Source organism: Microbacterium sp. M, from assembly GCF_045181065.1.
GTDB lineage: Bacteria > Actinomycetota > Actinomycetes > Actinomycetales > Microbacteriaceae > Microbacterium.
The window spans coordinates 78089-90860 of sequence record NZ_CP173721.1 but is presented as its reverse complement, the minus strand read 5'-3'; the positions used below and the strand labels follow the sequence as shown (position 1 = coordinate 90860).

Genomic DNA, 12772 nt, shown 5'->3' with positions numbered 1-12772 from the left:
GACAGGCTCAGGGAGCGGATGGGATCAGTAGGCGAGAGAGCGGTCGACAGCCTCGAGGATGCGATCGGCATCCGGGAGGAAGACGCCTTCGAGCTTCGCCGGCGGGAACGGGACGTCGAAGCCGGACACGCGCAGCACCGGCGCCTCCAGCGCGTAGAACGCCTGCTCCATGACGGTCGCGGCGATCTCGCTGCCGACGCTCACGAAGCCGTGCGCCTCCTGCGCGTAGACCATGCGCCCTGTCTTGCGGATCGAGTCGAGGATCGGCCCGTAATCGACCGGTGACAGCGAGCGGACGTCGACGACCTCGCAGCTGGTTCCCTCGGCATCCGCCAGCGCCGCCGCCTGGAGCAGGGTCGCGACCATGGCTCCGTGACCGACCAGCGTGACATCCGTGCCCTGACGGACGACACGGGAGGAGTGCAGCGGCACCGCGGGCGCCGACAGATCGACTTCGCCCTTGATCCAGTACCGGCTCTTCGGCTCCATGAAGATGACGGGATCGTTGGAGCGGATGGCGTCCTGGATCATCCAGTACGCATCGTTCGGCGTCGACGGGCTCACGACGCGCAGACCGGGAGTGTGCGCGAAGTACGCCTCCGGGCTCTCCTGGTGGTGCTCGACCGCCCCGATGTGCCCGCCGTACGGGATGCGGATCACGATCGGCAGGCTCAGCAGCCCCTCGTGACGGTTCGTGAGCTTCGCCAGCTGCGTGGTGATCTGGTCGAACGCCGGGAAGACGAACCCGTCGAACTGGATCTCGATGACGGGACGGAACCCCGCCATGGCCAGGCCGATCGCGGTGCCGACGATCCCCGACTCGGCCAGCGGCGTGTCGAGCACGCGCTGCTCGCCGAAGTCGCGCTGCAGGTGCTCGGTGATGCGGAACACCCCGCCGAGCTTGCCGATGTCCTCGCCCATGAGCAGGACCTTCGCGTCGTCGTCCATGGCCTTGCGCAGGCCCGCGTTGAGCGCCTTGCTGAACGGCATCGTCTCGATGGTCATGCCTGCTCCCCCTCGAACGATGCCTCGTAGCGCGCCAGCCATTCCCGCTGCTGGTCGATCAGCGGGTGCGGCTCGCTGTACGCGTGCGCGAACATGGAGTCGACCGTGGGCGGCTGCAGTTCGAGGGTGCGCACGCGCAGATCCTCGGCGGCGTCGGCGGCCTCGGACTCGACGTCGGCGAAGAAGGATGCCGCAGCACCTCGGCCCTCGAGATACGCGCGCATGCGGGGAATCGGGTCGCGCTGGGCCCACTCGTCCTCCTCATCGCTGCCGCGGTACTTCGTGGGGTCGTCGCTCGTCGTGTGCGCGCCGAGGCGGTAGGTCACGGCCTCGATCGCCCGGGGCCCCTGGCCGCTGCGCGCCTCCTCGAGAGCGGTGCGCGAGACGGCGTAACTGGCGAGGACGTCGTTGCCGTCGACGCGGACGCTGGGGATGCCGTAACCGGCGCTGCGCTCGACGAGCGGAACGCGGGACTGCGTTGCGACCGGCACGGAGATCGCCCAGTGGTTGTTCTGCAGGAAGAACACGGTCGGCGCCTGGTAGCTCGCGGCGAACACCATCGCCTCGTGCACGTCGCCCTGGCTGGAGGCGCCGTCGCCGTAGTAGACGACGACCGCCTCGTCGCGCTCGGGGTCTCCGGTGCCGGTGCGGCCGTCGAACACGAGCCCCATCGCGTATCCGGTGGCGTGCAGCGTCTGCGAACCGAGGACCAGCGTGTACAGCCGCGTGTTGCCGTTCTTCGGGTCGCTCGGATCCCAGCCGCCGTGCGAGACGCCGCGCATCAGCTTGATGATGTCGACGGGGTCGACGCCGCGGATGCGGGTCACGGCGTGCTCGCGATAGGACGGGAAGATCGTGTCCTGCGCTCGGGCGGCTCTGGCCGAACCCACCTGGGCCGCCTCCTGTCCGCGGCTCGGCGGCCACAGCGCGAGCTGCCCCTGCCGTTGCAGGTTGGTGGCCTGGGTATCGATGGCGCGGATGACGACCATGTCGCGGTAGAACTGCTCGAGTTCGGCATCCGTGAGGGCGTCGATCAGCGGCAGATACCGTTCGGCGGCGGCGGTCGGCGCGAAGCTGCCGTCGGCTTCCAGTACTCGTACGAGTGGGGTCTCAGATGAGGTCACCCGCCCCACGCTACCCGCGCTCGCATGCCCCGTCACGCATAGCTAGGGGGCCCTTGTATCTGCCCGGAATACGCAGAATCACCGGTCAGAGGACGGATGCCGCGACGGCCAGCACCTTCTCGATCGATGCCTCTTCGCCGACCGAGATGCGGATGCCGTCGCCGGAGAACGGCCGCACGATGAGGTCGGATGCCACGAACGCGGCAGCGATCTCATCGGTCCGCTCCCCGGTGGGCAGCCAGACGAAGTTGCCCTGGGCATCCGGAACCTCCCAGCCCTGGGCGCGCAGGCCATCGCGCAGGCGCGTGCGGCGCTCGACGATCACGCCGACGCGCTCGCGCAGCTCCGGCTCGGCATCCAGGCTGGCGATCGCGGCCCGCTCGGCGGCGGAGGTGACGGACAACGGGATGCCGGTGCTGCGCGCGGCATCCAGCACCCGCGGGTGGCCGATCGCGTAGCCGATGCGGAGTCCGGCGAGGCCGAACGCCTTCGAGAACGTGCGCAGGATCACCACGTTGGGGTGCGTCTCGAAAAGACGCTCCTTCAGGCCGTCGACCGCACCGGGCGCCGTGACGAACTCGGCGTACGCCTCGTCGAGGATGATCAGGACGTCGGCGGGCACACGCGCCACGAACGCGGCGAACTCCGCACTGGTGACGATGGGTCCCGTGGGGTTGTTCGGGGTGCACACGATGATGGCTCTGGTGCGGTCTGTGACGGCATCCGCCATGGCGTCGAGATGGTGCGTCGCATCGGAGCGCAGCGGCACCTGCACGCTCGTCGCTCCCGCGATCAGCGGGATGCCGGGATACGCCTCGAACGAGCGCCAGGCGTAGATCACCTCGTCGCCGACGGAGGCCGAAGCCACGATCAGCTGGTAGAGGATCGAGACCGACCCGGCGGCGACGTGCACGGCATCGGCTTCGACGCCGTACCGCTCCCCCAGTCGGACGCGGAGGGCCCCTGCCGTGGCATCCGGGTAGCGGTTGACCGGCACCGTGCTCTGCAGCGCCGCGACCACGGACGGCAGCGGATCGAACGGGTTCTCATTGCTGGAGAGCTTGAACGCATCGGCACCGGCCTGCTTGCCCTGACGGTAGGGCGGAAGGGCGGCGATCTCCGGACGGATGCGGGGCAGGATGGGCTCGGTCACGCTCTGAAGTCTACGAGCGACACGAGAAACTCGAGCTTCCGTTCGCACACGCGCCCGGCCTGAACGGACGTTCCGCAGAGACCGGCATGCGAGAGTGGATGCCGTGAGACACGGATGGCTGCGCGAACTCCTCGGCTGGCTCGGCGCTGCGGCGATCGCAGTGATCGTCACAGGGCAGGTCGCATCGACCGACCGCGTCGACCTGCTGCTGCGGGATGGCGATTCGCTGGTCGTGCCGATGTTCGTCCGCTCGATCCTCGAGGGTCAGGGGTGGGACTGGGCGATGTCCACGGTCCTGTTCCTCCCGGAGTCGGCGATGTTCGCGCTGCTGCGACTGGCGCTCCCCCTCGGCATCGACGCGCTGCTGCTCGTGAACGCGATCATCAACGTGATCGCCCTGTACGGCGCGGTGCGGCTCGTCGCGGGTCGACGCGCGCCGGGCAGGGCACCGGTCACGTGGTCGCTCGCCGCGATCGCCGCGTTCGGCGTGATCGCGGTCAGCGAGACCGGCGCAGCGCGCGAGTCGGCTGAGATCGCGTCGCTGCTGCTCACGACCACGTACTACTCCGCCACCGTGATCGCCGTGATCGCGTCGATCGGGATCGCACGGCGAGTGTGCGATCGGAGCGGCCCCCGACGCGGCATGCTCGTCGCCCTCGGCATCGTGGCGGCCGTCACGACGCTCTCGAATCCGCTGTATCTGGTGTGGGCGACCGTGCCGCTCGGCGCGATCCTCGGGTTCGCCGCGTTGCGCGCGAACGATCGCGCCCGCATGCTCGCACTGCTGTGGTGGATCGCCGGCGGGACAGCCGTCGGGCTTCTGGGTCGCATTCCGTTCACGGCATGGATCGAGAACTCGGGTCTCGGATACGCGAAACCGCAACTGTGGCCGGAGTCCGCCGCCTATTACGGCGAGCTGGTCTTCGATCGTCTCTCGACGCCGCTGGGCTGGGTCGGGGCAGTGGTCGTCACCGGCCTCGTGGTGCTCGCCGTGCACCGCACCGTGCGGGCCTCCACCCGAGGAGAGCGGCTGGTCGCGGCATCCGCCTGGGTGCTGCCGCTCCTCGTCGTGATCGGCGCGATCGCCCTGGGGACGAACGCGGCACGGTACCTCGAGCCGGTCGTCTTCGCACCCCTGCTCGCACTCGTCGCCGACCCGAAGTCCCTCTCGCGCCTGTCCCCCGCCGTCGCCAGGGCCACGGCCGCGATCGTCGCCGTGCTGCTGCTCGTCGGAGCCGGGCTCAGCGTGCCAAGGGTCGTCTCCGCCGCGACCGCGCCGGATGCCGACCTCGCCTGCGTCGTCGACTGGATCGACGATTCGGATCAGTCCGGCGCGGGTCAGTTCTGGACGGTGCGGCTGCCGAAGCTGCATCTCGAGGATCCCTCGCAGCTCGTGCAGGTCGATCATCAGCTCAACGGGTACTCGTGGCTGGTGAACCGCCGCGACTTCGACACCACCGCCGTGAGCTTCCTGATCGTCGACGACCAGACCCTGAGCTGGGAGCTCTCACTGGGCGCCATGCAGGTCGACGTCATCGAGTGCGGCCGTTACGCGATCTACGACCTCGATCCCGAAGAGGTCCCGCTGGGCTTCCCGCACTCCTGAGCCGCGTCAGCGCGCTGGCGGGGTCGCCGTCGTCGTCCCGGCGCGGAACCGGCAGGTCAGGTGCTGCGAGGCCGTGCTCTCGCCCCGCAGCATCCGTGTGACCTGCTCCCCCGCCGCCCTGCCCTTCTGCGTCGCCGGCTGCACGGACGTCGTGAGGATGTGCCGCCCGAGACCATCCACCGTGACCCCGTCGAAGCCGGTGACGCTGAGATCCTGCGGTACGCGCAGCCCGCGTTCCTCGGCGGCGCGGATGACGCCCGCCGCCAGCAGGTCGCTCTGCGCGAGCACCGCCGTCGGGCGGCTCGCCTCATCGGCGAGAAGCGCGCGACCCGCGATGACGCCCTCGTCGATGGAGCTGTGCGCGGCGGAGACCGCCGGCGCATCGGGGAAGACCTCGCGCACCCCGTCCAGACGATCCAGCGTCACGTCGACGGTGGCGGAGGCGAGACGCGCCGGCGTCACCGGCCCCCGACCGTGCGAGCTGTCCAACGGCAGCGTCAGCACGGCGACGTCTCGGTGGCCGAGCCCGTCGACGTGCAGGGCGACGTCGCGCGCGGCTTCCCTGTTGTCCAGCGTGATCTGGGGAATTCCGTCGCCGGCATCCCCCTCGATGACGACCACAGGGATGCCGCGACCGCGCACGATCTCCAGCGACGCGCGCGTGCGACCCGAGCATCCGATGAGCACCACGGCGTCGACGGGGGCGTTGGCGAGATTGGCCGCCTCGTCTGCGGCGTCCTCTCGGAGGAGCAGCACGGCAGCGCCCAGATCGGACAGTCCGTCGGTGATGCCGTCCATCATCGCGATCGTGACGGGGTCGAGGAAGACGGTCCGCAGCGGGCCGTCCAGGACGACGGCGACGATGCCGCTGCGTCCCGTGCGCAGCGAGGCCGCGCGCGGATCGGGACCGGCGTAGCCGAGGGATGCCGCCGCCGCCAGAACCCGCTCGCGGGTGGCTTCGGCGACCTGTGCCTTTCCGCTGAACACCACGGATGCGGTCGACGGTGCGACACCGGCGGCGCGCGCGACATCGGCGATGGTCGCACGACGGGGAGCTGAGTCCATCCTCCGAGGATATACGGGCCGGGTTTCCGGCGCTCGAATCGATTCGATACGCTGGAGGCATGGATGCCGAACTCACCCGATCGCAGTACGTGCGGTGGCGCAACGCGATCTTCGCGATCTTCCTCGCCAGCGGCGTCTCGATCGCGACCTGGGCCGCACGCGTGCCGGACATCAAGTCCGCGCTGGACATCGACAACGCGCAGATCGGCCTGCTGCTGCTCGGCATGGGCATCGCGTCGATCATCGGCATCTCCACGAGCCCCGCCGTGATGGCCCGCACGGGCGCCCGTCGCGGAATGCTCGGACTGCTCATCACGCTCGCGATCGGCATCGCGCTCATCGGGTTCGGAGCGACCGTGCTCGGGTCGTTCCCCGTCGTCATCATCGGGCTCGTGCTGTTCGGCTTCGGCAACGGCTGCCTGGACGTCATGATGAACGTCGAGGCCACCGCGATCGAGCAGCACGCGGGCAAGACGATCCTGCCGCTGTTCCACGCGTTCTTCAGTTTCGGCACCGTGATCGGCGCCGGCGCCGCATGGGCCGCGACGAAGCTCGACGTCGAGGTCGCCCCGCACGCCGGATTCGTCGCCGTGCTCATCCTCATCACGGCGTTCGTCAGCATCGCGAACGTCCCGAACCGCGAGGAGACGCTCGACCCGGCCGAGCCGGGGGAGAAGCCGCACTGGCGCGAGCGCATGCACGTCGCGCTGTCGGCCTGGCGCGAGCCGCGTACCTACGTCCTCGGCATCGTCATGCTCGGCATGGCCTTCGCGGAGGGCGGCGCGAACGACTGGCTGGCGCTCGGCGTCAGCGAGGACCACGGCTTCGGCGCCGAGAACGGCGCTCTGGCCCTCACGGTCTTCTCGATCGCGATGACGACGGTGCGCATCTTCGGCGGTCCGCTGGTCGACCGCTTCGGCCGCGTGCTGGTGCTGCGCGTGCTCGCCGTCTCGGCGGCCGGGGGCATTCTGCTGTTCATCCTCGCGCCGACCCTGCCGCTCGTGTTCCTCGGCGCTGCGCTGTGGGGCATCGGCGCCTCGCTCGGCTTCCCGCTCGGGATGTCGGCGGCGGCGGACGACCCTGCCAAGGCCGCGGCTCGAGTGAGCGCCGCCGCGACGATCGGCTACGCGGCGTTCCTGTGCGGACCGCCGATTCTCGGCCTGATCAGCGAGCACATCGGCCTGCTGAACACGCTGTACATCCTCGTGGCGCTGGTCGCGGCATCCGGTCTCGCATCCGGTGCGGCCCGCCCCCTCACGGAAGCCGAGAAGACGCCGGTGCGCTGAGCGGAATTCGGCTCACGCTTCGCCGCGCACACGGACCTCACCAGACCGGACGAGGGCTGCGGCATGCGAACGGCTGCGTGCACCGAGCTTGGACAGCACGTTGGACACGTGGGTCTTGACCGTCGGAACCGAGATCCCCAGCCGCTGACCCAGTTGCGCGTTCGACAGTCCGTTCAGGATGCCGTCGAACACCTCCCGCTCCCGGGCTGTGAGCCCGACGGCGACAGCACCATCCGACTCGGGCGCCGGCGTGACAGCGCCGGCGATGGCGGCGAGCGCACGCCGCGTCACTCGGGGATCCAGCACACCGTCGCCGGCTGCGACGGCGGCGACCGCCTGAACGAGCGTCTCGGCATCCGCCGTCTTGAGCAGGAACCCGGCCGCACCGGCCGCGAGTGCTCCGAGCACGAGGTCGTCCTCGTCGAAGCTCGTCAGCACGAGGACATCGGCGAGGCCCCGTTCGACGATCTCCCGCGTGGCCGAGATGCCGTCGCGCCCCGGCATCCGCAGGTCCATCAGGACCACATCCGGGCGCAGAGCCGCGGCGTTGCGCACCGCGACCTCACCATCGGCCGCCTCGCCGACGACGACGAGACCGTGCGTCTCCAACATGATCCGCAGTCCGGCACGGATCGCCGCGTGATCGTCGGCGACGAGCACCGTCACGGATGCTGTCATGGGTGTCTCCCGTCCGGTATCGCCGCCCGCACGGACCAGCCGTCCGCGACCGGTCCAGCCGAGAACGTCCCCTCCAGCGCGCGGACGCGTTCGCCGAGCATGCTCAGGCCCCACCCGCTCCCGGTCGCCTGCGCACGTGGGGAGCCGCCACGCGACTCGATCGTGACCCGCACCCACCCCGGCTCCTGGTCGACCTGCACCTCGACGACGGCACCCGCGGCATGCCGCTCGCAGTTCGTGAGCGCCTCGCGCACGATCCGCAGCACGGCCTGCTCCACGGGGGCGGACAGTCCCTGCGGCGGCGCGCCCGCGTGCACGGCCAGCCCGGAGCGGCGCGCACCGTCGACGGCTCTGTCCCAGTCGGCCGGCCCCAGAGGAACGGCGAGGTCGCTCTCGCCGTCGCGCAGCACCGCGATCATCGTGCGCAGCGCCGTGTGGGCGTCCAGCCCGGCAGTGCGGACCGCCTGGAGGGCGGCGCGATCCGCACGTTCGTCCGGGGCGATGGACAGCGCGGCCTCCGAGCGGATCGCCATCGCCATGACATGACCGGCGATCGTGTCGTGCAGTTCTCGAGCCATCGACTCGCGTTCGCGACGCACGGCCGACTCCCGGTCCTGCGCCGCCTGCCGTTGGACTTCTTCGGCGCGCAGCCGATGGAGCTCGGCGAGTTCGTTCGCCTGCGACACGGCGACCGCCCACCAGTAGTCCGTGCCGAAGATGGCTCCGAACTGCAGCGCGATCACGAATGCGGCGGGGAACTCGCCTCCGGTGGCGAGCAGCGCCGCGACGAACAGGACGATCACGGCGCCGACGAGCAGCCACGACAGGATGCGGCGCGTCCGCGGCTGGGCCACGAACACCGCCGTCCACAGGACGTCCAGGAGCACGACCAGCGTCCCGATGCCGCCGATGGTGAGCATGTCCGCGATGAACAGCGCACTGACCAGCGCGAGGACGATCAGGGGATGCCGTCGCTTGGCCAGCGCGAGAGCGCACGCCGGCAGCGCGAACGCGAGCGCCCACCAGGGCGAGAGCTCGGAACCTGCGACGGAGAACGGACCCCAGATCCCGTGGAAGCCGAGCGCCGCGAAGACGACGCTGAGCGCTGCCATCGCGAACGGGTCCAGCAGCCACCGATGGCGCTGGTACCACGCGCCCCGCTGCGACCGCTCCCTCCCGTGCATCACACCATGCAACCACGCACTCGTGACGCCCGCATCCGACCAAGGGATGAGCGCGGATCACGACCTTCGCCCGATCCGCCACGGCGCCGGCGCCGGAATCCTGGACGCATGGAGATCTTCGCCGGAGCCCCGATGCTGCTGTCGCTCGTCGCGCTCGCCCTGCTGGACAGCCTGAGCATCGGCACGCTCCTCATCCCCGTGTTCCTGCTGCTCGCACCAGGGCGCGTGCGCGTCGGGCGGGTGCTGCTCTACCTCGCCACGATCGCGGCCTTCTACCTCGCTGTCGGGCTGCTGTTCCTGTGGGGACTGGTGAACGTCGTCGACGTGGCGGCCGAACTGCTGTCATCGCCGGCCGGGGCGACGGTCCGGCTGCTCGTCGGCGCCGCGCTGCTGGTGGGGTCGTTCTTCATCCCGACGTCCTCGAAGCAGAAGGCTCAGGCGGTGGCCGTCGTCGGCGGCCCCGACGGCACGCCGGAGCCAGCACCCGACGTCGTCGTCGCACCCGGTCGCATCACGCGGTGGCGCGAGAAGCTGCTCGCCCCGGGCGCGACGCGCTGGGCTCTCGTGTCGGTGGCCATCGCGGCCGGTGCGGTGGAGGTCGCCACGATGGTGCCGTACATCGTGGCGATGACGATGCTCGCGGATTCCGGCGTCGACGCTCCGTCCCGCGTTCTCGCGCTCATGGGCTACTGCCTGGTGATGATCATCCCCGCGCTTCTGCTGCTGCTGGTGCGTCTGGTCGCCGCACGCGCGATCGCCGGGCCGCTCGAGCGCTTCGCCGCCTGGATGCAGCGCACAGCGGGCGAGACGACCGCGTGGATCATCGGCATCCTCGGATTCCTCATCGCCCGGGCCGCCGCGACCGAACTCGGACTGTTCGATCTGCTCAGTCGATTCGGGGACGGCTGAGGTCTCGACCGGCGAGCACCAGGACATCCGTCGGCTGCAACTCGACCTGCGCACCGGCGTCGTACTCGGTTCCGGTGAGCAGCTCCGTGCCGTCGGTGTGCAGCGCGATCGTCACGGCATCCGGTCCGTGGTGCAGGAGGAAATCGATCCGCTCGCCGTCCGGTGCGACCCGCGTCGCGAGCTCCAGACCAGGCGCGTCCGCATACGGCCCGACGAGGCCGTACGACTCCAGAGCCGATCGCACGATCCGTGCGAGCCCGGGCTGCGCGAGCTGGGTGCCGAGGTACCAGGCCTGCCCGCCGGATGCCGCGGTGCGCCGCGTCACGGCTGGTTCACCGGCGTAGAAGTCGTCGCCGTAGCGGGCGATCACCTCGGCATCCTCGGCGACCAGCACCTCGAACACGTAACGGCCCTCGCTGGTCGTGTCCGAGAAGACGATCCGGTTGGCGACCTCGGGATCTGCGGCATCCGTCTCGGACACGCGGATGCCGCAGAGACCGGCCAGGGGACCCGGAGCGTCCGTGAGGAACCGGCGGTCGTCCTCATCCACGCGCCCGGACAGGCAGCCGGTGATGACCGTCCCGCCGCGCTCGACGACCTGCTCGAGCCGCTCGGCGAAGTCGCCCTTGATCATGTGCAGCAGGGGAGCGGCCACGACGTCGTAGCCGGCGAGATCCGCCGTCACCGGCACGACATCGACCTGCGCCCCGGCATCCCAGAACGCGCGGCCCCATTCCTGGACGGTCGGCAGATAGCGCAGCAACCGGTTCGGGCCGTCCGCCATCTCGACCGCCCACCAGGAGTCCCAGTCCACGACCAGCGCGCACCGCGCCGGCGTGCGCGCGCCCAGCACGCGGTCCCCGAGCGCCGCCAGTTCGCCGCCGAGGCCGGCCACCTCGCGGAAGGTGCGGGTGTCCAGCCGGCCGGAGTGATCGAGCACGGCGCCGTGCGTCATCTCGCACGCACCGCGCGACTGACGCATCTGGAAGAACAGGACCGAATCCGCACCGTGAGCGACCGCCTGCCACGACCACAGCCGCATGACCCCCGGCTTGCGGACCGGATTCACATCCCTGGATGCCGTGACCGACGGCGTCTGCTCCATGAGCCAGAACGGAGCACCGTCCTTCAGCCCGCGCATGAGGTCGTGCGCGAGTGCGGTGCTCCACGGCTCGTCCATGGCACGCGGGTAGTTGTCCCACGAGGCGAAGTCGAGGTGATCGGACCAGCGGTGGTAGTCGAGCGGACCGAAGAACCCCATGAAGTTCGTCGTCGCGGGAAGGCCGGAGTGCTCGCGGATCGCGGCCTTCTCCTCGGCGAACTGCCGGATCGCGTTGTCCGTCGAGAACCGGGCGAAGTCGAGCGTGATGCCCTGGAAGGCGGTCTTGCCCGGTCCGCCCCAGTGCTCGGTCAGCGCGCTGGGCGGCTCGATCTCGTCCCAGTCGGTGAACCGGTGCGACCAGAACGTCGTGTTCCACGCCTCGTTCAGTTCATCGAGGGTGCCGTAGCGGTCGCGCAGCCAGATGCGGAACTCCGCCGCGCACAAGTCGCAGTAGCAGCGCCCGCCGTACTCGTTGCCGATGTGCCACGCCACGACCGCCGGGTGAGACCCGTAGCGTTCGGCCAGGCGGCCTGCGACCCCGGCGGCGAGGCGGCGGAAGTCCGGCGAACTCCAGCAGGCGTTGTGCCGCTGCCCGTACCCGTGGCGACGGCCCTCGTAGTCGGTGCGCGTGACGTCGGGATAGCGGCGCGCCATCCAGGGCGAGAGCGCTCCGGTGCCGGTGCCGAGGCAGATCCGTCGCCCCTCGTCGGCCGCGCGCTGGATGATCTCGTCGAGCACCGTGAAGTCGAAGGTGTCCTCGTCCGGCTGCGTGAGCGCCCAGGTGAACACGCCGACCGTCAGCGTCGTGATGCTCGCCGCATCGAACGCCTCGTAGTCCGCGGTCCAGACGTCCTGATCCCACTGCTCGGGGGAGTAGTCACCGCCGAACGCGATGTGATCCAGACGAGGAAGGCGTGCGGGGGAGGTCATCGTGTGAACCTTTCCGTGACATCGGCGATCACCGGGCGGGCGAGGAGTTCGAGGAGCACCGCGAACGCCCACCCGCACATGAGCAGGGCGAGCTCGGACACCATCAGCACCAGGGTCCCCGCGACGAGCACGAGCGACAGGATGCCGAGGGAGAAGCGCCACTGCGACAGCATCCGGGAGAGCGCGATGCGCGCGGCGTCCCTCGTTCGGAAGTGGAATGCGCTGGTCACCGCGGTCATGTGCCCGCACCAGACGATCGTGACCGCCAGGATCACGACGAGCACCGGTCGGATCATCGTCCCGCCGGCGACGGCGTCGAGGTGAACGAGATTGAAGGTCAGCAGCGCGAGCAGCATCGTCGCCGGGGCCGCCCAGCGCAGCGTCGGCAGCAGGTCGCGGCGGTAGGCGAGCACGAAGGCGCGGGCCGGTGACAGATCCGGCGAGCGCTGCCAGGCCCGCAGCGCCGCGATCGCCGCGACCAGCGCGGGTGCCAGCGGCAGCAGGGCGAGTGTGAAGAAGGGGACGTTCGAGGCGTCGCGGCCGAGCAGCAGCACCACGATGAGCGAGGGCAGGAGGGCCACGACGAGCAGACCTTCGAGCACCAGCATCCGGTACACGAAGGCGGCGCCGCGGGAGAGCGGGCCACGGCCGACCTCGTCGGCGGCATCGGCCCTGGTACGCGTGTCCGTCATGGTGAATCCTCTGTTCGGGCGAGCCACGGGGCGGCCGG

Annotated in this window: 11 protein-coding genes; 3 read left to right on the top strand and 8 right to left on the bottom strand. The window is 70.2% G+C overall.

The genetic code is table 11. From position 1 onward, the window contains the following. Positions 1–24: 24 nt before the first annotated feature. The 3 genes from ACI7YT_RS00430 to ACI7YT_RS00420 all read right to left on the bottom strand — a co-directional run bounded on the left by ACI7YT_RS00430 (position 25) and on the right by ACI7YT_RS00420 (position 3282). Entirely contained in the window at positions 25–1005 is a 981-nt protein-coding gene (locus tag ACI7YT_RS00430; RefSeq protein WP_406248155.1) for an alpha-ketoacid dehydrogenase subunit beta, read from the bottom strand. Beyond that, entirely contained in the window at positions 1002–2129 is a 1128-nt protein-coding gene (locus ACI7YT_RS00425) for a thiamine pyrophosphate-dependent dehydrogenase E1 component subunit alpha (protein WP_406248154.1), read from the bottom strand. Before ACI7YT_RS00425 ends, ACI7YT_RS00430 begins: the two co-directional genes overlap by 4 nt. An 85-nt stretch (positions 2130–2214) precedes the next feature. Beyond that, positions 2215–3282 carry a histidinol-phosphate transaminase gene (locus ACI7YT_RS00420; RefSeq protein WP_406248152.1) on the bottom strand — a complete coding sequence of 356 codons (1068 nt, stop codon included), beginning with the start codon at positions 3280–3282 and terminating at the stop codon, positions 2215–2217. A 103-nt stretch (positions 3283–3385) separates the two neighbouring features. Between ACI7YT_RS00420 and ACI7YT_RS00415 the strand changes: the two genes are divergently transcribed. After that, a complete protein-coding gene (locus ACI7YT_RS00415; protein WP_406248150.1) occupies positions 3386–4888 on the top strand; it encodes a hypothetical protein in 1503 nt (500 codons plus the stop codon). A gap of 6 nt (positions 4889–4894) precedes the next feature. On the opposite strand, the gene ACI7YT_RS00410 is transcribed toward ACI7YT_RS00415, so the two are convergent. Beyond that, on the bottom strand, positions 4895–5953 hold the full coding sequence (locus ACI7YT_RS00410; protein WP_406248148.1) for a LacI family DNA-binding transcriptional regulator: 1059 nt from the start codon (positions 5951–5953) through the stop codon (positions 4895–4897). Between the two features lie 59 nt (positions 5954–6012). On the opposite strand from ACI7YT_RS00410, the gene ACI7YT_RS00405 reads away from it, so the two are divergent. Next, a complete protein-coding gene (locus ACI7YT_RS00405) occupies positions 6013–7239 on the top strand; it encodes an MFS transporter (RefSeq protein ID WP_406248146.1) in 1227 nt (408 codons plus the stop codon). A gap of 12 nt (positions 7240–7251) precedes the next feature. Here ACI7YT_RS00405 and ACI7YT_RS00400 read toward each other — a convergent pair whose 3' ends face one another. Both ACI7YT_RS00400 and ACI7YT_RS00395 read right to left on the bottom strand, forming a co-directional pair. Further along, the gene (locus tag ACI7YT_RS00400) at positions 7252–7917 is read right to left on the bottom strand and encodes a response regulator (protein WP_406248145.1); all 666 of its coding nucleotides are present in this window, start codon (positions 7915–7917) and stop codon (positions 7252–7254) included. Next, positions 7914–9101, bottom strand: coding sequence for a sensor histidine kinase (locus tag ACI7YT_RS00395; RefSeq protein ID WP_406248143.1), 1188 nt, complete (start codon positions 9099–9101; stop codon positions 7914–7916). Before ACI7YT_RS00395 ends, ACI7YT_RS00400 begins: the two co-directional genes overlap by 4 nt. A 108-nt stretch (positions 9102–9209) precedes the next feature. Here ACI7YT_RS00395 and ACI7YT_RS00390 point away from each other — a divergent pair, with 108 nt between their 5' ends. Beyond that, entirely contained in the window at positions 9210–10010 is an 801-nt protein-coding gene (locus ACI7YT_RS00390) for a GAP family protein (protein WP_406248141.1), read from the top strand. On the opposite strand, the gene ACI7YT_RS00385 is transcribed toward ACI7YT_RS00390, so the two are convergent. Next, complete coding sequence (locus ACI7YT_RS00385; protein WP_406248139.1) at positions 9988–12042, bottom strand: beta-galactosidase; 2055 nt, start codon at positions 12040–12042, stop codon at positions 9988–9990. The two genes, ACI7YT_RS00390 and ACI7YT_RS00385, sit on opposite strands and share 23 nt — an antisense overlap. Then, positions 12039–12734: a DUF624 domain-containing protein gene (locus ACI7YT_RS00380; protein WP_406248137.1), complete on the bottom strand. Its 696-nt coding sequence runs from the start codon at positions 12732–12734 to the stop codon at positions 12039–12041. Before ACI7YT_RS00380 ends, ACI7YT_RS00385 begins: the two co-directional genes overlap by 4 nt. Positions 12735–12772 lie beyond the last annotated feature (38 nt).